27 protein-coding genes and 1 pseudogene are annotated in these 24,702 nt (G+C 74.4%); 20 read left to right on the plus strand and 8 right to left on the minus strand.

Annotation, left to right across the window (positions count from 1 at the left end; genetic code table 11):
• Positions 1–127 precede the first annotated feature (127 nt).
• A pseudogene (gene cofC, locus GA0070562_RS30645) lies at positions 128–751 on the minus strand (2-phospho-L-lactate guanylyltransferase); the annotation flags it as partial.
• Between the two features lie 95 nt (positions 752–846).
• On the opposite strand from cofC, the gene GA0070562_RS10990 reads away from it, so the two are divergent.
• The 5 genes from GA0070562_RS10990 to GA0070562_RS11010 all read left to right on the plus strand — a co-directional run bounded on the left by GA0070562_RS10990 (position 847) and on the right by GA0070562_RS11010 (position 5,805).
• Entirely contained in the window at positions 847–1,572 is a 726-nt protein-coding gene (locus GA0070562_RS10990) for a lysophospholipid acyltransferase family protein (protein WP_091419428.1), read from the plus strand.
• Entirely contained in the window at positions 1,569–2,576 is a 1,008-nt protein-coding gene (locus tag GA0070562_RS10995; protein WP_091419430.1) for an NAD(P)H-dependent glycerol-3-phosphate dehydrogenase, read from the plus strand. Before GA0070562_RS10990 ends, GA0070562_RS10995 begins: the two co-directional genes overlap by 4 nt.
• 11 nt (positions 2,577–2,587) lie before the next feature.
• Complete coding sequence (locus GA0070562_RS11000) at positions 2,588–3,706, plus strand: cystathionine gamma-lyase (RefSeq protein ID WP_091419432.1); 1,119 nt, start codon at positions 2,588–2,590, stop codon at positions 3,704–3,706.
• Positions 3,707–3,878: 172 nt separating this feature from the next.
• Positions 3,879–4,670, plus strand: coding sequence for a putative protein N(5)-glutamine methyltransferase (locus GA0070562_RS11005; protein WP_091419435.1), 792 nt, complete (start codon positions 3,879–3,881; stop codon positions 4,668–4,670).
• A gap of 85 nt (positions 4,671–4,755) precedes the next feature.
• Complete coding sequence (locus GA0070562_RS11010) at positions 4,756–5,805, plus strand: ROK family protein (RefSeq protein ID WP_091420218.1); 1,050 nt, start codon at positions 4,756–4,758, stop codon at positions 5,803–5,805.
• Between the two features lie 22 nt (positions 5,806–5,827).
• Here GA0070562_RS11010 and GA0070562_RS11015 read toward each other — a convergent pair whose 3' ends face one another.
• Complete coding sequence (locus GA0070562_RS11015) at positions 5,828–6,028, minus strand: DUF397 domain-containing protein (protein WP_091419438.1); 201 nt, start codon at positions 6,026–6,028, stop codon at positions 5,828–5,830.
• Positions 6,029–6,032: 4 nt separating this feature from the next.
• Positions 6,033–6,878: a helix-turn-helix domain-containing protein gene (locus tag GA0070562_RS11020; protein ID WP_091419440.1), complete on the minus strand. Its 846-nt coding sequence runs from the start codon at positions 6,876–6,878 to the stop codon at positions 6,033–6,035.
• Positions 6,879–7,110: 232 nt separating this feature from the next.
• Here GA0070562_RS11020 and GA0070562_RS11025 point away from each other — a divergent pair, with 232 nt between their 5' ends.
• Complete coding sequence (locus tag GA0070562_RS11025; protein ID WP_091419443.1) at positions 7,111–7,335, plus strand: hypothetical protein; 225 nt, start codon at positions 7,111–7,113, stop codon at positions 7,333–7,335.
• A gap of 166 nt (positions 7,336–7,501) precedes the next feature.
• Positions 7,502–8,605, plus strand: a complete 1,104-nt coding sequence (locus GA0070562_RS11030) for a D-alanine--D-alanine ligase family protein (protein WP_091420221.1) — start codon at positions 7,502–7,504, stop codon at positions 8,603–8,605.
• An 11-nt stretch (positions 8,606–8,616) separates the two neighbouring features.
• On the opposite strand, the gene GA0070562_RS11035 is transcribed toward GA0070562_RS11030, so the two are convergent.
• On the minus strand, positions 8,617–9,204 hold the full coding sequence (locus GA0070562_RS11035; RefSeq protein WP_091419446.1) for a DUF3515 domain-containing protein: 588 nt from the start codon (positions 9,202–9,204) through the stop codon (positions 8,617–8,619).
• On the minus strand, positions 9,205–9,438 hold the full coding sequence (locus tag GA0070562_RS11040; RefSeq protein ID WP_088646044.1) for an Lrp/AsnC ligand binding domain-containing protein: 234 nt from the start codon (positions 9,436–9,438) through the stop codon (positions 9,205–9,207).
• Positions 9,439–9,601: 163 nt separating this feature from the next.
• Between GA0070562_RS11040 and GA0070562_RS11045 the strand changes: the two genes are divergently transcribed.
• On the plus strand, positions 9,602–10,552 hold the full coding sequence (locus GA0070562_RS11045) for a thiamine-phosphate kinase (RefSeq protein ID WP_091419448.1): 951 nt from the start codon (positions 9,602–9,604) through the stop codon (positions 10,550–10,552).
• Positions 10,553–10,627: 75 nt separating this feature from the next.
• Positions 10,628–11,095, plus strand: a complete 468-nt coding sequence (locus GA0070562_RS11050) for a GNAT family N-acetyltransferase (RefSeq protein ID WP_091419451.1) — start codon at positions 10,628–10,630, stop codon at positions 11,093–11,095.
• Here the strand turns inward: GA0070562_RS11050 and GA0070562_RS11055 are convergent.
• The gene (locus GA0070562_RS11055) at positions 11,092–12,348 is read right to left on the minus strand and encodes an ATP-grasp domain-containing protein (protein WP_091419453.1); all 1,257 of its coding nucleotides are present in this window, start codon (positions 12,346–12,348) and stop codon (positions 11,092–11,094) included. The genes GA0070562_RS11050 and GA0070562_RS11055 overlap by 4 nt on opposite strands.
• Positions 12,349–12,555: 207 nt before the next feature.
• Complete coding sequence (gene rpmB, locus GA0070562_RS11060; RefSeq protein ID WP_011905179.1) at positions 12,556–12,747, minus strand: 50S ribosomal protein L28; 192 nt, start codon at positions 12,745–12,747, stop codon at positions 12,556–12,558.
• Positions 12,748–12,957: 210 nt separating this feature from the next.
• Here rpmB and GA0070562_RS11065 point away from each other — a divergent pair, with 210 nt between their 5' ends.
• From GA0070562_RS11065 to GA0070562_RS11075, 3 genes are all read left to right on the plus strand, one after another.
• Positions 12,958–14,571 (plus strand): DAK2 domain-containing protein, encoded by a 1,614-nt coding sequence (locus GA0070562_RS11065; RefSeq protein WP_091419456.1) that lies wholly within the window; start codon positions 12,958–12,960, stop codon positions 14,569–14,571.
• A complete protein-coding gene (gene recG, locus GA0070562_RS11070) occupies positions 14,568–16,769 on the plus strand; it encodes an ATP-dependent DNA helicase RecG (RefSeq protein WP_091419459.1) in 2,202 nt (733 codons plus the stop codon). The genes GA0070562_RS11065 and recG overlap by 4 nt, the downstream gene beginning before the upstream one ends.
• Positions 16,770–16,861: 92 nt before the next feature.
• On the plus strand, positions 16,862–17,797 hold the full coding sequence (locus tag GA0070562_RS11075; protein ID WP_091419461.1) for a serine hydrolase domain-containing protein: 936 nt from the start codon (positions 16,862–16,864) through the stop codon (positions 17,795–17,797).
• Between the two features lie 65 nt (positions 17,798–17,862).
• Here the strand turns inward: GA0070562_RS11075 and GA0070562_RS11080 are convergent, their stop codons facing one another.
• On the minus strand, positions 17,863–18,819 hold the full coding sequence (locus tag GA0070562_RS11080; protein WP_091419464.1) for a hypothetical protein: 957 nt from the start codon (positions 18,817–18,819) through the stop codon (positions 17,863–17,865).
• A 246-nt stretch (positions 18,820–19,065) separates the two neighbouring features.
• Here GA0070562_RS11080 and rsmD point away from each other — a divergent pair, with 246 nt between their 5' ends.
• From rsmD to mutM, 8 genes are all read left to right on the plus strand, one after another.
• The gene (rsmD, locus tag GA0070562_RS11085) at positions 19,066–19,629 is read left to right on the plus strand and encodes a 16S rRNA (guanine(966)-N(2))-methyltransferase RsmD (RefSeq protein WP_091419466.1); all 564 of its coding nucleotides are present in this window, start codon (positions 19,066–19,068) and stop codon (positions 19,627–19,629) included.
• Positions 19,626–20,102, plus strand: coding sequence for a pantetheine-phosphate adenylyltransferase (gene coaD / locus GA0070562_RS11090; protein ID WP_091419469.1), 477 nt, complete (start codon positions 19,626–19,628; stop codon positions 20,100–20,102). Before rsmD ends, coaD begins: the two co-directional genes overlap by 4 nt.
• Before the next feature lie 258 nt (positions 20,103–20,360).
• Positions 20,361–20,858, plus strand: coding sequence for an SPFH domain-containing protein (locus tag GA0070562_RS11095; RefSeq protein WP_091419472.1), 498 nt, complete (start codon positions 20,361–20,363; stop codon positions 20,856–20,858).
• A 123-nt stretch (positions 20,859–20,981) separates the two neighbouring features.
• Positions 20,982–21,545 (plus strand): YceD family protein, encoded by a 564-nt coding sequence (locus GA0070562_RS11100; protein WP_091419475.1) that lies wholly within the window; start codon positions 20,982–20,984, stop codon positions 21,543–21,545.
• 5 nt (positions 21,546–21,550) lie between these two features.
• Positions 21,551–21,724: a 50S ribosomal protein L32 gene (rpmF, locus tag GA0070562_RS11105; protein WP_013284559.1), complete on the plus strand. Its 174-nt coding sequence runs from the start codon at positions 21,551–21,553 to the stop codon at positions 21,722–21,724.
• A 132-nt stretch (positions 21,725–21,856) separates the two neighbouring features.
• Positions 21,857–22,816, plus strand: a complete 960-nt coding sequence (locus GA0070562_RS11110; protein ID WP_175438719.1) for a phosphate acyltransferase PlsX — start codon at positions 21,857–21,859, stop codon at positions 22,814–22,816.
• Positions 22,813–23,622 (plus strand): ribonuclease III, encoded by an 810-nt coding sequence (gene rnc, locus GA0070562_RS11115; protein ID WP_091419480.1) that lies wholly within the window; start codon positions 22,813–22,815, stop codon positions 23,620–23,622. Before GA0070562_RS11110 ends, rnc begins: the two co-directional genes overlap by 4 nt.
• Positions 23,615–24,472: a bifunctional DNA-formamidopyrimidine glycosylase/DNA-(apurinic or apyrimidinic site) lyase gene (gene mutM / locus GA0070562_RS11120; RefSeq protein WP_091419483.1), complete on the plus strand. Its 858-nt coding sequence runs from the start codon at positions 23,615–23,617 to the stop codon at positions 24,470–24,472. Before rnc ends, mutM begins: the two co-directional genes overlap by 8 nt.
• Positions 24,473–24,702 lie beyond the last annotated feature (230 nt).

The raw sequence follows: 24,702 nt of genomic DNA on the forward strand, positions 1-24,702 counted from the left end.
AGGCGTCGAACGCGCGGGCCGGGAACGCCAGCTCGGTGCCGTCGTCGAGCAGCAGCACACCGCTGCGGGTCGACGCGTCGTAGGTGGCCACCGTCCCCTGCATGCCAGCACCGTACTCCACCGCTGCGGCGACCCGGGCCAGCAGCGCGGCGGTACGCGGCCCCACGCCCAGCCCGGCGGCGTCGGCCAGGTCGGCCGGGGTGTCCACGTCCCGGCGCAGGCTGGGCCACTCCCCGGCGAGCGGCAGCGCCCCGCTCGCCTCGTGCGCCGCGGCCGAACCGGGCCCGAACCGCGGTGCCAGCGGCGCCCCGGCCGGCGCGGCGAGCAGCACCGTGCCTCCGCCCGGGGCGTCCGCCACGAACCCGCGTACCCCCCGGGTGGCCCGCAGCGCGGCGGCCAGCTCGGCCGGTCGCAGCGCCGGCAGGTCGGCGGTCAGGCCGGCCACGGCGGCGCGCGGCCCGGCGACGGCCGCGCCGTGCCGGAACGCGGCGTTCAGCCCGCCGCCGGGGTCGCCGGCGACCCGGGCGCCCGCCGCCTGGACGGACGCGGTCACCCGCGGGTCGTCGGTGACCACGAGCACCCCGGCGACCGCCGGGCACGCCCGCACCGCGCGCAGCGTGTCGGTCGCCAGGGCCAGCGCCAGCTCCTCATGGGGTACGCCGGGCAGCGCGCCCCGCAGACGGCTCTTCGCCGCCGGAAGGCGCTTCACCGGCATCACCACGGTCCAGCGGGCCTCAGACACGCAGACCATCCTGCCAGCGAGGGCGCCGGTACCCGCACTGGCCGCAGCGGGGGCGAACAGGCATGATTCTGTGCCGGGGCGCGAGGGCGGATCGAGGAGGCACTGTGGCACGGCGCAGGCTGGGGTTCTGGCGACGGCTCGCCGTGGTGCTGGTGAAGCCGCTGATGACCGTCTGGAGCCGCCGCACCTGGCGGGGCATGGAGCACCTGGGTCACGACGGCGGCGTCATCATCGTTCCCAACCACATCTCGCACGCCGATCCGCTCGTCGTCGCGCACTTCGTCTACGACGCCGGGCGCTGGCCGCGCTTCCTCGGCAAGGCCAGCGTGTTCCGGGTGCCGGTGGTCGGCGGGATCCTGCACCGGTGCCAGCAGATTCCGGTCGAGCGGGGCACCGTCGAGGCGGTCAAGTCGCTGGACAAGCTGATCGCCGCGCTGGCGGAGGGGGGTGCCGTGGTGATCTACCCGGAGGGCACCACCACCCGGGAGCCGGACCTGTGGCCGATGAAGGGCAAGACCGGCGCGGCCCGCCTGGCGCTCGCCACCGGCGCCCCGGTGATCCCGGTGGCCATGGTCGGCCCGGAGCGGATGTTCGACCCCCGGACGGCCCGGTTCGGGCTGCGCCCGCGTACGCCGGTGACTGTGGTCGCCGGCCCGCCGGTGGACCTGAGCCGCTGGGCGGGCGCCACGCCGACGCGCCCGATCCTGGAGGAGATGACCGACACGATCATGCTGCGGATCCGGGATCTGATGGCGGAGATCCGCGGCGGCACGCCACCGCCGCTCTGGCAGCGGCCCGTCCGGACCGGTACGCAGGAGGTCACCGAATGAGCGGGCACGTCGCGGTGCTGGGCGCCGGTTCCTGGGGGACCGCGTTCGCCAAGATCCTCGCCGACGCCGGGCGGGACGTCACCGTGCTGGCCCGCCGGGCCGCCGTGGCCGAGGCGATCCGCACCGGGCGGCACAACCCCGAGTACCTGCCGGGGATCCGCCTGCCCGAGCGGGTGACCGCCACCGGCGACGCCGCCGAGGCGATCGAGGGGGCCGAGGTGGTGGTGCTCTCGGTGCCCTCGCAGACGCTGCGCGGCAACCTCGCCGACTGGACGCCGTACCTGGCGGCGGACGCCACGCTCGTGTCGCTGATGAAGGGCATCGAGCTGGGCACCACCAAGCGGATGAGTCAGGTGATCACGGAGACCGCCGGGGTGCCCGCCGACCGGGTGGTGGTCGTCTCCGGGCCCAACCTGGCCCCGGAGATCGCCGCCGAGCAGCCGGCCGCCACAGTGGTCGCCGGCACCGACAGCCGGCGTACGGCACTGGTGCAGGCGTCCATCCGGACGCCGTACTTCCGCCCCTACACCAACGACGACGTGATCGGCTGCGAGCTGGGCGGCGCGGTGAAGAACGTGATCGCGCTGGCGTACGGCATCGCCACCGCGATGGGCTTCGGCGACAACACCCGGGCCATGCTGATGACCCGCGGCCTGGCCGAGACCGCCCGGCTGGGCGTGGCGCTCGGCGCCGACCCGATCACGTTCGCCGGGCTGGCCGGCATGGGTGACCTGGTCGCCTCCTGCTCGTCGCCGATGGCCCGCAACCGCACCTTCGGCGAGCACCTGGGCCGGGGGGAGACGCTGGAACAGGCCCAGGCGGCCACCCGGCAGACCGCCGAGGGCGTCAAGAGCTGCCTGGCCATCCGCGACCTGGCCCGGGCGCACGGGGTGGAGATGCCGATCACCGAACAGATCGAGCGGATCTGCCACGAGGGGATGGATCCGCGCCTGGCGGTGGACGCGCTGATGAGCCGTACCGCCAAGCCCGAGTCGTACGAGTGAGCGGAGCCGGGATGACGAACGAGCACTGGGGTGACGGCACGCGCACCGTGCACGCCGGCCTGCCGGACGCGGTCCCCGGCCAGCCGTTCCTGCCCGGCCCGGTCTTCGCCGCGCCGTACCACCTGGACCCGGAGCGCGGCCCGTCAGCGGCTGTGAACGGGTACGGGCGGCCCGACAACCCCACCCGGCGGCTGCTGGAGACCGCGATCGGGGAGCTGGAGGGCGGCGAGTGCCGGGTCTTCGCCAGCGGCCAGGCCGCCGTCACCGGGCTGCTGCTGACAGTGCTGCGCCCCGGCGACACCGTGCTGCTGCCCGCCGACGGCTACTTCTCGGTGCGGGCGTTCGCCTCGGACACGCTGGAACAGCTCGGCGTACGCGTGGTGCTCGTGCCGACGGCCGGGCCGTACCCGTCGTTCGACGGTGTCCGGCTGGTGCTGCTGGAGACCCCGGCGAACCCCGGCCTGGACGTCGCCGACGTGCGGGCGGTGGCCGCCGCCGCGCACGCCGCGGGAACGCTGGTGGCGGTGGACAACACCACCGCCACGCCGCTCGGGCAGCGCCCGCTGGACCTCGGCGTGGACGTGGTGGTCGCCTCCGGCACCAAGGCGCTGACCGGTCACTCGGACCTGCTGCTGGGCTATCTGGCCACCCGGGACGCCGGGCTGCGGGACGCGGCGACCACCTGGCGCAACGCCACCGGCGGGGTGCCGGGCGCGTTCGACTGCTGGCTTGCCCACCGCTCGCTGGCCACGCTCGACCTGCGGCTGGCCCGGCAGACCGCGAACGCGCGGGCGCTGGCCGACCTGCTCGCGGGCCGCCCGGACGTCACCGGGGTGCGCTGGCCCGGACGGCCGGACGACCCGGCGTATCCGGTCGCGTCGGCCCAGATGCGGCGCGTGCCGGGTGTGCTCTCGTTCGACCTGGGCGACGAGCACCGGGTGGCCCGGTTCCTCGGCGCCTCCCGGCTGGTGGCCGCCGCCACCTCGTTCGGCGGCCTGCACACCACAGCCGACCGGCGGGCCCAGTGGGGCGACGACACGTCGCCGGGCTTCGTGCGGTTCTCCTGCGGTATCGAGGACACCGCCGACCTGCTCGCCGACGTGACGGCGGCGCTCGACGCTGCGGGCTGACGGCGTGTCGCCCGCTGGGCTAGGGTGACGGGCAGCCACGGCCCGTGCGGCCCCGACCCGAGGAGGTGAGTCCGATCCACCAGCAGAGGACCGGCGCTCCCTCCGAGTCCGCGTCGCTTCAGGGCTGAGGCGACGCCGGGGGCGCCGACGAGCGCTTCCCGAAAGGCTTGCCATGGCATCCACCCTGTTCACCCCCGACCGTCCCGCCCTCGTCCGGCGGCTGCGCGCCGCCGGTTGCGTCTTCGCCGAGGACGAGGCGGCACTGCTGATCGCCGCCGCCGACTCGGCGCAGTCGCTGACCCGCCTGGTCGACCGTCGCGTCGCCGGCCTGCCGCTGGAGCACCTGCTCGGCTGGGCCGAGTTCTGCGGCCGGCGGATCGCCGTACACCCGGGGGTGTTCGTGCCGCGTGGCCGGAGCGCCCTGCTCGTCGACGCGGCGACGGCGCTGGCCGGGCCGGCGCCGGCGGTGCTCGACCTGTGCTGCGGCTCCGGTGCCGCCGCCGTGGTGCTGCACGAGCGGCTGGCTCCCCGCTGGCTGGCCGCCGCCGACATCGACCCGGTGGCGGTGGCCTGCGCCCGGCGCAACCTCGAACCGCTCGGCGTCCCGGTCTACCAGGGCGACCTGTTCGACGCGCTGCCGGCCGGGCGGCGCGGAGAGCTGGACCTGGTGGTGGCGAACGCGCCGTACGTGCCGACCGGTGCGGTGGCCTCGCTGCCAGCCGAGGCGCGCCTGTACGAGGCGCCGGTGGCGCTGGACGGCGGCACGGACGGCCTGGCCGTGCTGCGCCGGGTCGCCTCGGGCGCGGCGCAGTGGCTCGCACCGGGCGGGCACGTCGTGGTCGAGGCGAGCGCAGCGCAGGCCCCGGAACTGTGCGCCGTGTTCACCGCCGTCGGGCTGGACCCGGCGGTGGTGAGCGACGAGGAGCGGGAGGCGACAGCGGTCACCGCCCGCCGCCCCGGCTGATCGTGGCGGGGAGTCCACGCGGGGGCGTGGCGGGTGGGCCGGGCGGGAACTAGCCTCGGGTCAGGCGCGGCGGGAGGCGGTGGCGGTGGGCAGCTCAGGTGTGCCGGTGGTGGTGGGGCTGGACAACGGGGGCACGAGCGACAACGCCACGGTGCTGACCGTCGACGGCCGGTTCCTGGTGGACGGGCTGCTGGAGATCCCGAGCGACGTCGGCGCCGGGCCGGATGCGGCGGTGGAGGCGCTGGCGCGGGCGTTCGACGGCGTCCTGGCCCACACCGGTGTGCCGCGTGACCTGGTCCGCGCGGTCGGCCTGGACACGCCCGGCCCGGCCAGCGCCACCGGCGTGATCTCGTCGCGCGGCTCGACGAACTTCTCCCAGCCCGCCTGGCGGGGCTTCGACGTGCGCACCGCGCTGGAGCGGCGGCTGGGCCTGCCGGTGGTGTACGCCAACGACGGCAACGCCGCCGCGCTCTACGCCCACCACGTGCACTTCGGCGCCGACGCGATGGCCCGGTCGTCGGTGTCCGCGATCGTCGGCACCGGGCTCGGCGGCGGCGTGGTGGAGTCCGGCCGGGTGGTCGGCGGCGCGGCCGGCATGGCCGGCGAGTTCGGGCACGTGCACATCCCGCTGGACGGCCTGGTCGAGCCGGACCAGGCGGCGCCGGTCTGCGCCTGCGGCTTCACCGGGGACGCGGAGAGCGTCGCCTCGCTCACCGCGATCCGGCGCAACCTGCTGCCGTACTGGCTGGCCCGGCATCCGGAGCATCCGCTCGCGGCGGAGGAGCCGGACCGGGCGGCGAAGCTGCTGCGCGGCTACGGCGAACGCGGCGACCCGCTGGCCCGCCTGGTGTTCACCCAGCAGGCCAAGGCGCTGGGCCGGCTCTTCACCATCGCGGCCAACTTCACCGACCCGCACGCGTACTTCGTGGGCGGGGGTGTGGTGGAGGTGGAGCCGGAGTTCCGGGACTGGTTCCTCGCCACGGTCGCCGAGCACACGGTGCTCCGGGAGGAGCAGCGGGCGGTGGCCACCTTCGCGCTGGTCCCGGACCGGGACATGGCCGGGGCGCGGGGAGTGGCCATCGCGGCGCTGGAGGCGGTACGCGGCACCGTCACCGCCGCCGCCCCACTCGGCTGACGCCGCCCGCCGGACGGGCCGCTCAGCCGCGCGGCGGCGCCGCGGTGAACGCGGCCCAGGCGTGCGGCGGGAACACCAGCACCGGGCCGGCCGGGTCCTTGGAGTCGCGGACCGCCACCGCGCCGGTCAGCGGCGCCATCTCCACGCACGCGCCCTCGTCGCCACTGTGGCTGCTCTTGCGCCAGCGGGCCGGTGCGGGGTTCGTGCGGTTCGTGCCGTTCATCTGGTCACCTCTCGTTCAGCAGGCGGAGGAGCTGGTCCCGACTGGCCGCCGGGCTCAGCGCCACGGTCCGCAGGTGCTCCATGATCTTGGCGCAGGTACGCAGGTCACCCGGCCGGTCGAGGACCATCTGCCCGGCGACGGTCTCCACCGAGGCGATGATCGGATCCTCCGGGTCGGCGAACTCCAGGATGTGCAGCGAGCCCCGGGTGCCGCGGTGGTAGCCGGCGGCGAGCGGGATCACCTGCACCGTGACGTTCGGCAGCTCGGCCATCTTCAGCAGGTGCTGGAGCTGGCCGGACATGACCGAGCGGTCACCGACCGGGCGCAGCAGCGCGCCCTCGTCGATGATGGCGTCGAGGATCGGCGGCTCGGCGCCGGAGAGCCGCTGCTGGCGGTCCAGCCGTAGCTGGACCCGCTGCTCCACCTGCTCGTCGGTGAGCGTGTGCGGCCCGCCGCGCATCACCCCGCGGATGTAGTCGGCGGTCTGGAGCAGACCGGGCACCACCGACGGCTCGAAGTTCGCGATGCCGGTGGCCTCGGCCTCCAGCGCGATGAAGTCGATGGTGCGCTGGTCCAGCAGGTACGAATAGGACACCCACCAGCCCGGCTTGCGGGCGTCCTTCGCCAGTTGTACCGCCGCGGCGATGTCGGCCGGGCCCACGCCGTAGCTGATCAGGAGCGCGCGCACGGTGGCGGGACTGACGAGCGTCTGCGCGTTCTCGTAGCGGGACAACGTGCTCCGGGTGCTGTTGATCTCGTCGGCCGCGGCCTCCAGGGTGAGGCCGGCGGCCTCCCGGTGGGTCCGCAGGGCGATGCCGAGCCGTCGGGCCCGGGCGGTCTTCGGCGCCATGCATCGATGGTCGCACATCCCGCGGGAAAGCGGGCATGAGAGAAAGCCGATGAGAGTTGCATTCACGCCGGTGAACCTGTCAGTGTGTGACGGCGTCCTCACCGCCGGTTGTCGTGGCGACGGTGGTGGTGAGCGACCGGAGGGGATGGGGCGCGCGGTGGTCGGATTTCACTCCCCCACGATCCGACCGCCGCGTGCCCCTGCCGGTCCACGAGACGGGAAGGGATCCGCGGTGACCAGGTTCCTGGTGGTCCTGACCGACGTGCGTCCACCGGACGGCGCCTGCCGTGACGAACGGACCAGCCCGGAACGCCGCCGTCAGGTGGTCGGCGCGAGCAGCCGGGAGGCGGCCGACCGGATCGCCGGCGCATTCATGGCGCTGGGCATGGTTCGGGCCGGCCGGCAACGGGTGAAGGTCATCGCGGTCGGCCGCCGGCCCCGGCACCCGGCCTTCTGAGGCACGCCGTTCCGTTACTCCCTGTAGATGTCACCTTGACCGTTTGCCACGCGACTCCGTGTCTCCCCGGGTAACGACCACCGCTTGCGGCAACGCACAGTAAGGTCAGTCGGGTGAGCGCCACCGGCGAGCACGGCCAGCCGCAGTCGCGAACGATGAGGTGACCATGACCACCCCAGGCAAGACCCGTGTGGCGATCGTCTTCGGCGGCCGCAGCCCCGAGCACGGCATCTCCTGCGTCAGCGCCGGCAGCGTGCTGGCCGCGCTCGACCCGGACGAGTTCGAGGTGGTCCCGGTCGGCATCACCCGGCAGGGCCAGTGGGTGCTCGCCAGCGGTGACCCGAGCGGGCTCGCCATCGCCGACCGCAAGCTCCCCGAGATCACCGCCGGCTCCGGCGCCGAGCTGGTGCTGCGCGCCGACCCCGCCGTCGGCGGCCTGATGGTCCTCGACCCCGCCCAGGGGCCGGTCGCCCTCGCCGACGTGGACGTGGTCTTCCCGGTGCTGCACGGCGCGTACGGCGAGGACGGCACCATCCAGGGCATGCTGGAGATGGCCGACATCCCCTACGTCGGGGCGAACGTCTTCGCCTCCGCCGCGGCCATGGACAAGGAGTTCACCAAGAAGCTCTGCGCCGCCGAGGGCATCCCGGTCGGCCCGTACGCGGTGCTGCGCGCCGGGATGTCGCTGAGCGAGGAGGACAAGGAGCGCCTCGGGCTGCCAGTCTTCGTCAAGCCGTCCCGCGCCGGCTCCTCGTTCGGCATCACCAAGGTCGACGACTGGGCGGACCTGGACGCCGCGCTCGTCACCGCGCGGGAGATCGACAGCAAGGTCCTCGTCGAGGGCGCCGTGGTCGGCCGCGAGATCGAGTGCGGCGTGCTGGAGGGCGAGGCGGGCGGCGCTCCCGAGGCCTCCGTGCTCGCCGAGGTGCGGATGATCGGCGACCGCGACTGGTACGACTTCGAGGCCAAGTACATCTTCGCCGACGAGGTCTGCGAGTACGACGTACCGGCCGACCTGCCCGAGCCGGTGGCCCGGCAGGTGCGCGACTACGCCACCCGGGCCTTCACCGCGCTCGACTGCTCCGGCCTGGCCCGGGTCGACTTCTTCGTCACCCCGCAGATGGACGTCTACCTCAACGAGATCAACACGATGCCGGGCTTCACCCCGACGTCGATGTTCCCGAGGATGTGGTCGGCCAGCGGGCTGGAGTACCCGAAGCTGGTCAACCGGCTGATCCGTACCGCCCTGCACCGCCGCGCCGGCCGCTGAGCCGGCCGGCGTCAGGCGGAGCAGCCCGAGGGGGCCTGCTTCGCCGAGGGGACGGAGCTGACGATGGTGTCGGAGATCGAGATCACCCACTGAAGCGGCGGCTCGTACGACTTCGGCACCCGGACCCGGATCGGGGTCTCCCGGTCGACGGTGGTCAGGACCGTGGCGTCGGCCTCCTCGGCCGCGTGCCAGCAGACCTTGTTGACAGTCCACACCTCGTCGGTGGGCGGGAACTGCGCCGGGCTGCCGCCGCAGGCCACCGTCAGCGCCGGGTCGCCGTACGCGGCGTTCTGCTCCGGGCCCGCGGTGACCGGGCGCTGCGGCAGGTCACGCACGCTGTCGGGGAGCTGCGACATCAGGGCACGGCAGAGGATGGTCGGGCGCTCGGCCAGCGCCGGGGCGGGCATCTCGACCGGCGCGCTGGACTGCACCCGGGGACTCGCCGACGCGCTCGGCTCGGCGTCCGGAGACTCCGGGGCCAGCTTGGCGAACGTGAACCCGGCCACCGCCAGGGTCACCGGCACCGCGACGAGCGTCGCCCAGAGCGCGGCACGGCGGGTGGCGCCGTCCCGGCGGGGGGAGGTGTCCTTCTCGTCCACTTACAGCCGCACCACCGAACACGTGAGGGTGCGGGTGATGCCGGGCACCATCTGCACGTTGCTGACGATGAGTTTGCCGAGCTCGTCGACGGTGTTCGCCTCGGTGAGCACGACCACGTCGTACGGCCCGGTGACGGCGTCGACCCGTACCACGCCGGCCAGATCCGCGATCAGACCGGCCACGTCACGCGCCCGGCCGACCTCGGTCTGGATGAGGATGTACGCCTGTACCACGACTCGACCTCCGTCCGTCGCCTCCGGGCGACCCGAAGGGTGAAACTACCGTACTGAGCGGCCGTGATCCCTATCGGTTGCCGGTCGGACGCGGTGAGCGAGCACACGCCGGTACGGACAGGGGTGGGACGTGCGGAACGACGCAGCGGAGCGAGGGGACGGAATGACGGTCACTGATGTCGGTGAGTTCGGCCTGATCGACCGGGTGACCGCCCGGCTGGCGCAGGGACAGAGCTGCCTGCTCGGCCCCGGCGACGACGGCGCGGTGGTGGCGGCGCCGGACCGGCGGGTGGTCGCCTCGACCGATGTGCTGGTGGAGGGCCGGCACTTCCGCCGGGACTGGTCGTCGGCACGGGACGTGGGCCACCGGGCGGCGGCGGCGAACCTCGCCGACATCGCCGCCATGGGCGCCACCCCGACCGCCCTGCTCGTCGCGCTCTGCATGCCGGCCGAGCTGGACCCGGCCTGGGCCGAGGAACTGGCCGACGGGCTGGGCGCGGAGGCGGCGCTCGTCGGCGCGAGCGTGGTCGGCGGGGACATGTCCGGCAGCCCGACGCTCACCGTCGCGGTGACAGCGCTCGGCAACCTGGCCGGCCGTGCCCCGGTGGTCCGCTCCGGCGCCCGGCCGGGGGACGTGGTGGCGCTTGCCGGGCGCACCGGCTGGTCGGCGGCGGGCTACACCGTGCTCTCCCGGGGCTTCCGCACGCCCCGGCTGCTGGTCGAGGCGTTCCGCCGCCCCGAGGTGCCGTACGCCGCCGGACCCGCTGCAGCCGCGGCCGGGGCCACCGCCATGATCGACGTGTCGGACGGGCTGCTGGCCGACCTCGGGCACGTGGCGACCGCCAGCGGTGTGGCGATCGACCTGAGCCGCGACGCGTTCGAGGTGCCCCGGCAGATGCGGGACGCGGCGCAGGCGCTCGGCGTCGACCCGTACACCTGGATCCTGGCCGGCGGCGAGGACCACGCGCTGGCGGCGACCTTCCCGGGGGACGCCGCGCTCCCGGAGGGCTGGCGGCCGGTCGGGCGGGTGGCGGCCGGCGCCGGGGTCACCGTCGACGGCGCCGCCTACAGCGGCCCGCGCGGCTGGGACCACTTCCGCCGGACGGCGGAATAGCGGCCCGGAGTGATCTGCGTCCGACCCCGGGCCGCCGGGCCGGGACGGGGCCGGCGGCGGTCGTAACCTGGCACGGTGAGCGAGATCGAGATCCGGGAGCGGCGCTTCGACGCGCCCGAGTCGCAGGCGCTGATCCGGGCGGCGCTGGCCGACCTCGGCGCCCGGTACGGCGGCAGCGGCGACGAGACCCCTGTCGACGCGGCCGAGTTCACCCCGCCGGACGGCGCGTTCCTCGTCGCCTACCTGGACGGGCGGCCGGTGGGCTGCGGCGGGTGGCGCAGCCACGGCGGGGACGGCGACACGGCCGAGCTGAAGCGGATGTACACCGACCCGGCGGCCCGGGGCCGGGGCGTGGCCCGCTCGGTGCTCGCCGCGGTCGAGCGGTCCGCCCGCGACCACGGCCGCAAGCGGATCGTGCTGGAGTGCGGCGACAAGCAGCCCGAGGCGATCGCCATGTACACCTCGGCCGGCTACGAGCGGATCCCGAACTTCGGCTTCTACAAGGACGCCCCGGGCTGCCTGTCGTACGCCCGCACGCTCTAGCCGACGGAGATGCGGATCTCCCCGGCGGCGCGGCGCGCGGCGTTCGCGGCCTCGTCCGGGGTCGCGCCCCAGGCCATCAGGTGCCCGCTGCGGTGCGCCGAGGAGAGCAGCTCCGGCACGGTCTGCCCGACCTTCGTCTCCACCTGCACGTCGAGCACGCCCGGCACGCGCAGCGCGTCGCGCCGGCCGTCCACGGCGGTGACCCGGCCGGGCGGCGCGATCAGGAACTCGATCGCCGCCGCGCCGGTTGCCCGCGCCGGCAGCGCCGGCCGTTCGCCGCGCAGGATCCGCAGGTACGCCTCGATGACGTCCCGCTCGTAGGCGATCGAGATGAGCGCGGTGATCATGTCGCCGGGCATCCGGGCCGCGCACTCCACCAGCGTCGGCACGCCGTCGGCGAGGATCCACTCGCTGTGCAGCATGCCGCTGCGGAAGCCGGCCGCCTCGGCGAGGCGTACCGCGGCGGCGCGCAGCGCGTCGTGCGCGGCGGCGGGCAGCGCGGACGGCACGGTGTGGCCGGTCTCGACCGGGTAGCGGCCACCGGCGACCCGCTTGTCGGTGACGTTGGCGAAGATCACCTCGCCGTCGGCGACGAGCAGCTCGACGCTGTGCTCGGAGCCGACGAGCAGTTCCTCGACCAGCACGCCGGTGGGCAGGCCGCGCTCGGTGGCCTCGGCCGGGTCGGGCGGGGCGGCGCTCGCCGCCCAGCGGGCCGGCACCTCGGCCGGGTCGGTGATCAGCTGTACGCCCAGGCTGCCCGAGCGGCGGGTGGGCTTGAGCACGCACCGGCCGCCGTGCGCCTGCGCGAACTCCACCGCCCGCGCCGGGTCGTCGACCAGCTCGTAGGCCGGATTGGCCAGCCCGATCCGGTCGGCGAGCAGCCGCATCCGGTGCTTGTCGGAGAAGACGTCGGCGGCCTCCACCCCGGCACCCGGCAGACCGAGGCGGTCGGCGAGCCGGGCGGTGGCGCCGACCGCGTACTCCAGGCCGGGCAGGACCAGCCGGGCGTCGGCGAGGCCGGGCTCGCGGGCGAGCAGGGCGTCCGGGTCGAAGCCGGTCTGGTACTCGGCCTCGACGAGGCGTCCGATCATCGGCAGCCGCTCGGCGAACCGGGCCAGGTCGCGGCGGGCGATCACGTCGGGCTCCTCGACCAGCACCACGCTGCCGGGCGGCAGTTCCTGGTCGAACCAGCTCAGCGAGCCGAAGGACGCGCCCACCACCACCAGTTGCTCGCGACCCAGATCGAGGTCCACCGGTCACCCTCCCCACGGCTCGCGCCGGAACCGGACGGCCGGCGCAGCAGCACCCTAACCGGCCGGTACCAGCCGGTCGCCGTACGGTCGGTCAGGGGTGCGGGGCGGGTCGGTGGATACGGCGCCGCGGGTCGCCGGACACGACAGAAGCCGGCGGACCCCGAGGGATCCGCCGGCGACCGACGATGTTCCGGTGGCGCTACCGCGTCAGGCGCGGGTGACCTTGCCGGCCTTGATGCACGAGGTGCAGACCTTCAACTTCTTGGTGTTGCCGCCACCGGCCGGGGTGCGCACCGACTGGATGTTCGGGTTCCAGCGGCGGTTGGTCCGCCGGTGCGAGTGGGACACGTTGTGGCCGAAGCCCGGCCCCTTGCCACAGACGTCGCACACGCTAGCCACGGGATACTCCTGGGATTGAAACGTTCATGAGGTCGCCGCCAGGCGCTGCCCGGGCAACCTGGTCAGGTTACCCGATGACAGTCGGTACGCCCAACCGGCCCTTTCGCGAGCCCACCCAGCGTACCGGCGTCCCCGCCGTGCCGTCGGCCGGGGCGGACACGCGGCGGACGACCCCGGCGCGTGTCGGTGTGCGCCAGTAGGCTTCCCGACGTGCTGGAGACCCTCGACGCCGCAGCGGTACGCCGCTGGTGCGCGAGCGGGCTGACCGCCCTCCGGGCCCACCAGGGCGAGATCGACGACCTGAACGTCTACCCCGTGCCCGACGGCGACACCGGCACCAACCTGGTGCTCACGCTCACCTCGGCCCAGCAGGCCCTGGCCATGGACCTCGGCACGCTCCCCGACGACGGGCACACCCCGCACGGGCACGCGCTGCGGCTGATGGCCCGGGGCGCGCTGCTCGGGGCGCGCGGCAACTCCGGCGTGATCCTCTCGCAGATCCTGCGCGGTCTCGCCGACACGCTCGCCGCCGTGCCCGCGGTGCGCGGGCGGCAGTTCGCCGACGCCCTGGCCGACGCCACCACCGCCGCCTATGCCGCGGTGGCCCGGCCGGTCGAGGGCACGCTGCTGAGCGTGGTCGCCGCTGCGGCGCACGCGGCCCGCCGGGCGGACAGTGACGACCTGCGCGCCGTGGCCCGGGCCGCGGCCGAGGCGGCGGCGCACGCGCTGGCGCGTACCCCCGAGCAGTTGCCGGAGCTGGCCCGCGCGGGCGTGGTCGACGCCGGCGGGCGCGGCCTGTGCCTGCTGCTGGACGCGCTGGTCGAGGTGGTCACGGGGGAGAGCCCGGCCCAGCCGGCGCCCGCGCCGCCCGCCCGCCGCGCGCCGGTGACCGCCGTGCGGGAGAGCGGCTCCGACGCGTACGCCTACGAGGTGCAATACCTGCTCGACGCCACCGACGAGGCGGTGACCCGGCTGCGCGCCGAGCTGGACGCGCTCGGTGACTCCCTGGCGGTCGTCGGCGACGGCGCGGGCACCTGGAACGTGCACGTGCACGTCAACGACATCGGGGCGGCGGTCGAGGCGGGTGTGGTCGCCGGCCGCCCGCACCGGATCAGCGTGACCCGCTTCGCCGACCAGGGCGCCCCGGCGCCGGGGCCGCAGGTGCCGCTGCCCGAAGGACGGGCCGCCGTGGTGGTGGCCACCGGCGCGGGCATCGCGGAGCTGTTCGCCGCCGAGGGCGCCGTGGTGGTGCCCGCCAACCCGTCCACCGGTGAGCTGCTCGACGCGATCCGGGCCACCGGCGCCGCCCGGGTGGTGGTGCTGCCGAACGACCCGAACACCCAGTCGGTGGCGAGCGCGGCGGCCAAGGAGGCGCACGGCCTCGGCATCAAGGTGAGCGTGGTGCCGACCCGCTCGCCGGTGCAGGCGCTCGCGGCGCTCGCCGTACGCGATCCGAAGCGGCGGTTCGAGGACGACGTGATCGCGATGGCCGAGGCAGCAGGCGCCTGCCGGTACGCCGAGGTCTGCCACGCCGCCCGCGAGGCGCTCACCGTCGCCGGCCCGGCCCGCCCGGGTGACGTGCTGGCCCTGGTCGAGGGCGAGGTACACCTGATCGGGCAGGATCTGGTCGACACCTGCACCGCAATGGTGGACCGGATGCTCGGCGGCGGCGGCGAGCTGGTCACGCTGCTGTGCGGCGCGGACGCCCCGGCCGGGCTGGCCGACCGGGTCCGCGAGCACGTCGAGCGGGCCTGGCCGTTCGTCGAGGTGCAGGCGTACGAGGGCGGGCAGCCGCACTATCCGCTCCTGGTGGGGGTCGAATGACGGGCGAGGCGGCCACTGTGGACACGCCGCTGAAGAAGCTGGTCGGCGAGCGCACCGCGAAGGCGCTGGCCGGGCACCTCGACCTGCACACCGCAGGTGACCTGATCTACCACTTCCCGCGCCGGTACGACGAGCGCGGCGAGCACACCGACATCCGCTCGCTCGACGTGGGGGAGCAGGTCACCGTGCTGGCCCAGGTGCAGCGCACCGCTGTGCGCCCGATGCGCCAGCGGCGCGGCAACCTGCTGGAGGTGACCGTCGGCGACGGCTCCGGCGGCGTACTCACCTGCACCTTCTTCGGCAACCAGGCGTGGCGCGAGCGGGAGCTGCGGCCCGGCCGGTGGGGTCTGTTCGCCGGCAAGGTGACCGAGTTCCGCGGCAAGCGCCAGCTCAACGGCCCGGAGTACGTCCTGCTCGGCGAGGGCGGCGAGGGCGAGGCGGCGGCCAACGAGGAGGTCGAGGAGTTCGCCGGTGCGCTGATCCCGGTCTACCCTGCCGCGGCGGCGGTGCCGACCTGGGTGATCGCCCGCTGCGTCCGCGTCGTGCTCGACACGTTCACCCCGCCGGAGGACCCGCTGCCGGCCACCGTGCGGGCCACCCGCAATCTGATCGACATCGGCACCGCGCTGCGCGAGATCCACCGCCCGACCAGCAAGGAGGCGCTCTACCGGGCCCGCCGCCGGTTGAAGTGGGACGAGGCGTTCGCCGTGCAGCTCACGCTGGTGCAGCGCAAGCACCGGGCGGCGGCGTCGCCGGGGCGGGCCCGGCCGGCGAAGGCGGGCGGCCTGCTGGACGCGTTCGACGCCCGGCTGCCGTACGAGCTGACCTCCGGCCAGCAGGTCGTCGGACGGGAGATCGCCGCCGACCTGGCCCGGGCGCATCCGATGCACCGGCTGCTCCAGGGCGAGGTGGGTTCCGGCAAGACGGTGGTGGCGCTGCGCGCCATGCTCCAGGTGGTCGACGCCGGTGGGCAGGCCGCGCTGCTGGCCCCGACCGAGGTGCTCGCCGCCCAGCACCACCGGGGCATCCTCGACCTGCTCGGCCCGCTCGGCCGGGCCGGTGAGCTGGGCGCCGCCGACGACGCCACCCGGGTGGAGCTGGTCACCGGCTCGCTCGGCGCGGCGGCCCGGCGCCGGGCACTGGCCGAGGTGGCCGAGGGCCGCGCCGGCATCGTGCTCGGCACGCACGCCCTGCTCTACGAGGGCGTCGACTTCCACGACCTCGGCCTGGTGGTGGTGGACGAGCAGCACCGCTTCGGCGTGGAGCAGCGCGACGCGCTGCGCGCCAAGGCCGAGCAGCCGCCGCACGTGCTGGTGATGACCGCCACCCCGATCCCGCGCACCGTGGCCATGACCGTCTACGGCGACCTGGAGACCTCCACGCTGTCCCAGCTTCCGCAGGGCCGCTCGCCGATCGCGTCGCACGTGGTCCCGGCCGCCGAGAAGCCGGCGTTCCTCGACCGGGCCTGGCGCCGGTTGCGCGAGGAGGTCGCGAAGGGCCACCAGGCGTACGTGGTGTGCCCGCGCATCGGTGAAGGACCGGTGTCCGACGAGGAGGCGCCGCGGGAGGACGACAACGGGCGCCGGCCGCCGCTGGCGGTGACCGAGGTGGCCCCGCTGCTGGCCGAGGGGCCGCTGCACGGGCTGCGGATCGGGGTGCTGCACGGGCGGCTGCCGGCCGACGAGAAGGACGCGGTGATGCGCGCGTTCGCCGACGGCGAGCTGGACGTGCTGGTCGCGACCACAGTGGTCGAGGTCGGCGTGAACGTGCCGAACGCGACGGTGATGATCGTGCTGGACGCCGACCGGTTCGGCGTCTCCCAGCTGCACCAGTTGCGCGGCCGGGTGGGCCGGGGCTCGGCCGCCGGTCTGTGCCTGCTGGTCACCGAGGCGGCCGAGGGCTCGTCCGCGCGGGAGCGGCTGGACGCGGTCGCCTCCACCACCGATGGTTTCAAGCTCGCCGAACTCGACCTGGAACAGCGCCGTGAGGGCGACGTGCTCGGCGCGACCCAGTCCGGCCGGCGCTCCCACCTGCGGCTGCTCTCGCTGCTGCGCGACACCGACCTGATCCGCGACGCGCGGGCCGAGGCGATCGAACTGGTCGAGGAGGATCCGGAGCTGGCCCGGCACCCGGCGCTGGCGGCGTCGGTCGCCGCTCTGGTCGACGAGGAGCGGGCCGAATACCTGGAGAAGGGCTGACGCACGAGGGCGGCGGCCGGCGTGCCCGGTGACCCCGCCGGTGCGGGTCCGCGGGACTGCGGCATTCGCGTCGCGTGCCTAGGCTCGCGCAGATGTCGACACCATTCCTCGAACGCGGTGTGCTGCTGCTGGCCCGGGGCGACGAACTCCTTGTGGACCGGGTCGTCGGGGCGGCCGACGAGACGTCCGGCCGACCGTGCACCCCGGCCACGCGGTTCCAGATCGCCTCGATCAGCAAGCAGATGGCGGCCGTGGCGGTGCTGCTGCTCGCCGAGCGCGGCGCGCTGCGCCTGACCGACCCCGTCACCCGGTGGCTGCCCGGCACCCCGCCGCCGGAGTGGTCCGGCATCACGCTGCACCACCTGCTCACCCACACCTCCGGCCTGGGCCACTGGGAGGAGTACCCGGCTGTCGACCTGCACGGGCCGGCCGAGCCGGACGAGCTGCTCGGCCGGTTCGCCGCGCTGCCGCCGCTGTTCCCGCCCGGGACGGGGTGGCACTACAGCAGCCCCGGCTACGTGCTGCTGGCCCGGACCGTGGAACGGGCGTCCGGGCGGCCGTACGCGGGGTTCCTGGCCGAGGAGGTCTTCGCTCCGCTGGGCATGACGGGCAGCTTCGCCGGTGCGGGCGACGATCGGCCGGACGTGGCGGTCGGGCACGAGGACGGCCGTCCGGTGCCGTCCTGGGACCTGGCGACGGTCAGCATGGGCGCGGGTGACGTCTGGTGCACCGCTGCGGACCTGCTGACCTGGCTGGACGTACCGCGCCGGGGCCGGCTGCTCACCCCGGCCTCGGTGACGGCGCTGACCACCCCGCACGCGCCGACCGGCCGGCCCGGCGAGGCGTACGGCTACGGGTTCTTCGTCGGCCCGCTGGCCGGCCGGCGGGCGGTGCACCACTCGGGGGACAACGGCGGCTACAAGGCGTTTGCGGCCTGGCTGCCCGACTCCGACGAGCGGCTCGTCCTGCTGGCCAACCAGGCCGAGGTGAACCCGGCCGCTGTCACGTCGGTGCTCGACGCCGTCTGAGCCGTCGGTGGCCCGCAAACGGCGAGGGCGCGCCGACCGGGTGGTCGGCGCGCCCTCGGTGGGGATCAGGCGGTGAAGCGGATCCGGCGGCGGCGGGCCAGCACGAACAGCACCGCGCCGGCGGCCAGCAGCAGCGTCGCGCCACCGGCGACGGCACCCGCGGCCGGGCCGGTCACCGGCAGGCCGCCACCCTGGCCGGAGCAGTCGTCCGGCTGGGCGTACGGGATGGTCTCCGCGTCCTCGACCACGTCGTACTTCACCGTGACCTTGAGGCCCGGGTAGGCGTCGAACCCGACCGAGCTGGTCCTGCCCGGCTCGGAGACGAGCTTCCTGGTGACGCCCTTCTCCGTGGTGAGCGTGGCGGTGAAGGGCACGCCGTCGGCCGGGTTCTCCACGACGAAGGTCATCGAGTCGCAGTCCTGGTCCAGCTTGAAGATCGGCTCCGCGGGCTGGGCGGGAGAGCTGGGCGGGGCGGACGGGCTCGGCGGGACGGACGGGCTCGGCGGGACGGACGCCGAGGGCGTCGGGGTCGGCGAGACGGGCGTGCTCGGCGAAGGGCCGGCGCTCGGCGGCGTGCTGGGCGAGGGCGACGGGCTCTGCGTCGCGCAGTTCCGTCCCGGGCGGGCCGTCACGGTCCGCTCGCCGTCGTGCGACTTGCGACCTCGCTCCCAGTGCGCCCCGACGGTCAGCTTCAGTTCCGGGACCGGGCCGGCGAACGTGTGGGTCTGGGTGCCGGTCAGCGGGCCCTGGCCGGCCGGCTTCAGCTCCGCGCCGACCGCGAGGCCGCCGCTGATCGCGCCGGGCACCGTGGATTCGATCTTGATGATCCGGCCGGAGATGTCGGTCTCGCTGCTGATCACCGACCAGGTCACGGTCACCGTGCCGTTCTCGGTGGCGCAATAGCTGCCGGACGGCTCGGGGTGGTGGGCGGCGGCCGGGCCGGCGACGGTGGCGACGCCCGCGAGGCCGAGCAGCGTGCCGGCGGTGAGGACGGCGGCACGCCGGAGGTGGAGACGGTTCACGCCTACTCCTGACGAGGGGAGGATGGGAGAGGCCGGGCGGAGGGGCCGAAGCCACGCGTCCGCTCGGCAATCGGGCCAGACCCTAGCGAGATCGACAGTGCGGGCGTCACCATGATCGAAGGGTCGTAAAGGGTCCGTTATGCATTCGAGATCATTGATGCACGTCGAGTCACGGATCGTCGCGCCGGGTACGTCGTCCACGCCTCGCGGCGTCGCGTAGCGTCGGGGCATGCGCAGGGAGCGACGTTGACCCGGATCGTGGCCGGCACGCTCGGCGGCCGGCGGATCGCCGCGCCGCCCGGCGCCGGCACCCGGCCCACCTCCGACCGGGTCCGCGAGGCGCTGTTCAGCGCCGTGCACTCCCACGCCGACCTGGACGGGGCGCGCTTCGCCGACCTGTACGCCGGTTCCGGCGCGGTCGGTCTGGAGGCGCTGTCCCGGGGCGCGGCCCACGTCCTGCTCGTCGAGTCCGACGCCCGGGCCGCCCGGGTGATCCGGGAGAACATCGCCGCGCTCCGGGCCGCTCCCGCCGCGCGCCTTGTCACCGGCAAGGTCGCCACCGTGCTCGCGGCCGGGCCCACCGACGGGCCGTACGACGTGGTCTTCGCCGATCCGCCGTACGCGGTGCCGGACGCCGAGATCACCGCGATGCTGACGGCGCTGGTCGACGGTGACTGGCTCGCACCGGACGCCCTGGTGGTCGTGGAACGGTCCAGCCGTACCGGACCGGTCACGTGGGTGGAAGGTGTCACTCCGGAGCGCAGCAGACGTTACGGCGAGACCACTCTTTGGTACGGTCGCCGATCATGAGACGTGCGGTCTGCCCGGGCTCGTTCGACCCGGTCACCAACGGACACCTCGACATCATCGGCCGGGCCAGCCGGCTCTTCGACGAGGTGATCGTCGGAGTGCTGGTCAACCAGTCCAAGCAGGGCCTGTTCACCGTCGAGGAGCGGATCGCCATGCTCCGCGAGGTGACCGCCTCGTACGACAACGTCCGGGTGGAGTCGTTCCGCGGCCTGCTCGTCGACTTCTGCCGCGCGCAGCAGGCGAGTGTGCTGATCAAGGGCCTGCGTGCGGTGAGCGACTTCGACTACGAGCTGCAGATGGCCCAGATGAACATCGGCCTGGCCGGCGTGGAGACGTTGTTCATGCCGACCAACCCGCTCTACTCGTTCATCTCGTCCAGCCTGATCAAGGACGTGGCGAAGTGGGGCGGCGACATCTCCGCCCACGTCCCCGACATGGTCCGCGAGCAGCTCTCCGCCCGCCTCCGCCCCTGACCCCCCGCCCCCGCCCCCCGCCCCCGCCCGGCCCTCGCGATCTTGCACTTTCGGCCCGGACATTCCTCCCGCAAGGGACGAGTGCCGGGCCGCAAGTGCAAGATCGCCGGGGTGGGGGCGGGGGAGGGAGGACGACGCGCGGGTGGGGCGGGTGGGGTGGGTGCTTGTGGCTCCGGCGCGACATGATGTCTGCAGCGCCGAGACGGGGCGCAGGCCGCATGATGGAGGGCGGCCGACGAAGACAGGAGTGAGGTACCGGTGGACCCGCTCGATCGCATCGACGAACTGATCACCATGGTGGAGCAGGCCCGCTCCGTCCCGATGTCGCGCAACAACTGCATGGTCGACCGGGGCGAGATGATCGCCGTGCTCGACGAGCTGCGCGCGGAGCTTCCCGCGGACCTGCGGCGGGCCGCCGCGCTGCTGGAGGAGCGGGACAAGATCATGGAGGCCGGCAAGCGTGAGGCCGACCGGATCATCAGCGAGGGTGAGGCGGAACACGCCCGGCTGGTCTCGGTCAACGAGATCACCGTCTCGGCCGAGCACGAGGGAGCGCGGATCATCGCCGAGGCGCGGGCCGAGGCGCAGCGCCTCCGCGAGGAGGTGGACGACTACGTCGACACCGCGCTGGCGAACTTCGAGCAGTTCCTCACCCGGGCGCTGGCCTCGATAGAGCGCGGCCGGGACAAGATGCACGCGCTGCGCGAGATCGGCACCTTCGCCGGGGACGAGGCGGACCGCCCGCTACCCTTCTGAGCGGCGCGCGAGCCGGTCGCCGACAGCCGGCTGCCGTCGAGCCGGAGGTGAGCCCCGGTTCGACGGTCCGCCCACCTGGCAGGTAACCTTCTTTGTCGGCCTCTCAACGGCCGGAGTCTGACTATGCCCAAACACTCGCCAAGCACACTCAACCCCAGGTCGCCGCTGGTCCTCGACACGAGGGAACTGCCGCGCCGACCTGGCGCGTTGCGTACGCACAAGCGGGTCGTGCCGGCACCGGCGGACCTCGGCGTGGAGTTGATCGGCGTGCCGGAGGGCGCGGACCTCGACCTCGACCTGAGGTTGGAGTCGGTGTCCGAGGGCGTGCTCGTCTCCGGGACCGTCACCGGTCCCGTCAAGGGCGAGTGCGGGCGCTGCCTGCGCGAGATCGACGACTCGTTGGCCGTGACGATCCAGGAGCTGTACGCGTACGAGAACAGCACCACGGACGACACGACCGAAGAGGACGAGGTGGGCCGGATGCAGGGCGATCTGATCGACCTGGAGCCGGCGTTGCGGGACGCGGTGGTGCTGGCGCTGCCGACGAACCCGCTCTGCCGGGAGGACTGCCCAGGCCTGTGCCCCGACTGCGGGGTGCACTGGGACGATCTGCCGGCCGACCACAGCCATCAGCAGGTCGACCCGCGTTGGGCGAGCCTGACGCAAATGACCCGTACAGAGGAGTAAGAACCGTGGCCGTCCCCAAGCGCAAGATGTCGCGCAGCAACACCCGCGCCCGCCGGGCGAACTGGAAGGCCTCGGCGGTGGCGACCGTGGCCTGCCCGCAGTGCAAGTCGGCCAAGCTGCCGCACACCGCCTGCTCCGTCTGCGGCACCTACAACGGCCGTCAGGTCCTCGAGGTCTGACCCGGCCGCCGAGTGACGTCCCCGACCCCCGGTCGGGTGACGCGCGCACCAAGGCTCACGCCCGGTGCCCCGGCTCCCGCCACCGCCGACCGGCTTCCGGCCGGCGGAGCGTCGGAGCCGGGCACCGCGCGGATCGCCGTCGACCTCCTCGGCGGGGACGATGCTCCCGCCGTCGTGGTTGACGGCGCTCTGCGAGCGGTACGCACGGATCCCGCCCTGCACCTGCTGCTCGTCGGCCCGATCGAGGTGGCCGACGAGCTGATCGGTGCGCTCGACCCGGCCCAGCGCGCCCGGGTCACGGTCCGCCCGGTGCGGACCGCCGTCGGTATGGCCGACCATCCCACCGCCGCCCGCGGCGAGAGCACGGTACGCACCGCCGTGCAGGCCGTCCGCGACGGACTCGCCGACGCCGTCGTCTCCGCCGGCTCGACCGGCGCCACAGTCACCGCCGCCGCGCTCGGCCTCGGCCGCTGGACCGGGATACGCCGGCCCGCGCTCGCCGCCACGCTGCCCGCCGTCGAGGGGCCGGTGGTGCTGCTCGACGTCGGCGGCACGCTCGAACCCGGACCGGCCACGCTGGCGCGGCACGCCCTCCTCGGCGCCGCCTACGCGTCGGTGGCCCACGCCGTCACCGCACCCCGCGTCGGGTTGCTCTCCGTCGGCCTCGAGACGGGCAAGGGCGACCGCCTGCGCCGGACCGCCGCGCCCGCGCTCGCCGCCGCGCCGCTGCCCTGCGACGGCCGCTACGTCGGCCTGGTCGAGGGGTACGACATCTCGCTCGGCGCCCGCGCCGACGTCGTGGTGACCGACGGTTTCACCGGAAACGTCCTGCTGAAGGCCATCGAGGGCGCGTACGCCATGGCCGGCGGCCCACCGTCACGCGGCGGCGCCCCGCGTGCCGCGGCGCTGCTCGGGGTGGGCGGCACCGTGGTCGTGTGCCACGGCGCGGCCGGCTCCGAGGACCTCGCCTCCGGTATCGCGCTGGCCGCCCACCTGTGGCGTCGTGACGCCGCCGGGACGGTCCGCGCCCTGCTCGACGACATCCCGCACGATTTCGCACCTGACCGACACGACACCGAGGTAGCACCATGACCAACGACAAGCGGCGGCGTGCTCCCGTCGGCCACCTGGAGGCGGCCTTCGGGGTGTCGCTCGACCCGGAGCTGCTGGAGCGGGCGCTGACCCACCGCTCGTACGCGTACGAGAACGGCGGCCTGCCCACGAACGAGCGGCTGGAGTTCCTGGGCGACTCGGTGCTCGGCGTGGTGATCACCACAGCGCTGTTCCACAACCACCCCGACCTGCCCGAGGGGCAGCTGGCGAAGCTGCGCGCCAGCGTGGTCAACATGCGGGCGCTCGCCGACGTGGCGCGTGGTCTGGGCCCGGACGGGCTGGGCGCGTACCTGCTGCTCGGCAAGGGCGAGGAGGCCACCGGCGGACGGGACAAGGCGAGCATCCTGGCCGACACGCTGGAGGCGCTGCTGGGCGCGATCTACCTCCAGTACGGCCTGGACACCGCGGCCATCGTCATCCACCGGCTGTTCGACCCGCTGATGGCCGAGTCGGCGGGCCGGGGCGCGGCGCTGGACTGGAAGACCAGCCTCCAGGAGCTGACCGCCGCGCTCGGGCTCGGCGTGCCCGAGTACCGGATCGAGGGCACCGGGCCGGACCACCTCAAGACGTTCACCGCCTGGGTGGTGGTGGCCGGCAACCGTTACGGCGGCGCGGAGGGGCGCAGCAAGAAGGAGGCCGAGCAGCGCGCGGCCGAGTCGGCCTGGCGCACGCTCACCGAGCAGGCCGAGGCGGCGGCGCAGGCGGAGGCGGCGGCGCAGGCCCAGGACGGGACGAGCCCGCAGGACGACACGACGGACGTCGAGGCGGGCGCCGGCCGTGCCTGAGCTGCCCGAGGTCGAGACCGTCCGGCTCGGACTCGCCCAGTGGGTGATCGGCCGGCGGATCGCCGCCGTCGAGGTGCGCCACCCCCGGGCGGTACGCCGGCACGCGCCTGGTGGCGCGCACTTCGCCGACGTGCTCGCCGGCCGGACCGTCACCGGCGTACGCCGCCGGGGCAAGTACCTCTGGCTGCCGCTGGACAGCGGCGACGCGGTGATCGGCCACCTCGGCATGTCCGGCCAGCTGCTGTTGCAGCCGGTCGGCGCGGCCGACGAACTGCACCTGCGCGTCCGGTTCCGGTTCGCCGACGACGGGCCGGAGCTGCGCTTCGTCGACCAGCGCACGTTCGGCGGGCTGTCCGTGTCGGCCGGTGGGGCGGAGTTGCCCGCCGAGATCGCCCACATCGCCCGCGATCCGATGGACCCGGAGTTCTCCGACGAGGCGTTCGTGGCGGCGCTGCGGCGCAAGCGTACGGAGATCAAACGGGCGCTGCTCGACCAGACGCTGATCTCCGGGGTGGGCAACATCTACGCCGACGAGGCACTGTGGCGGGCGAAGCTGCACGGTACCCGCCCCGCCGACGCGCTCACCCGTCCGGCCGCGCTGCGGCTGCTCGGGCACGTCCGGGACGTGCTCGCCGAGGCGATCAAGCAGGGCGGCACCAGCTTCGACGAGCTGTACGTCAACGTCAACGGCGAGAGCGGCTACTTCGACCGGTCGCTCAACGCGTACGGCCGGGAGGGGGAGCCCTGCCCGCGCTGCGGCGCCCCGATCCGGCGCGAGGCGTTCATGAACCGGTCCTCCTACAGTTGCCCGCGATGCCAGCCGCGGCCCCGGGGCACCCTCCGGGGATGACCCCGAGCCGGTTCGGGGTTGTGCCGGTGTGCATCGCCGGACGGTCCCCGGAGACGCGCCGGAGCGTACCCGGAGATGCCCTTTTCCGCCCGGTCCGCGCGGCCGGAACCGGCCGCGCGGACCTCGTCGCCCGGATCGGGGACGAGCGGGGGCCGTTCCCCGATGTCGGGGCCCCGCCGGCTGCCTAGCGTCATCTTGGGTCGGCGCAGGGCCGGCATCAGGAGGGTGGA

Origin of the sequence: Micromonospora tulbaghiae (assembly GCF_900091605.1) — a bacterium.
Classification (GTDB): domain Bacteria; phylum Actinomycetota; class Actinomycetes; order Mycobacteriales; family Micromonosporaceae; genus Micromonospora; species Micromonospora tulbaghiae.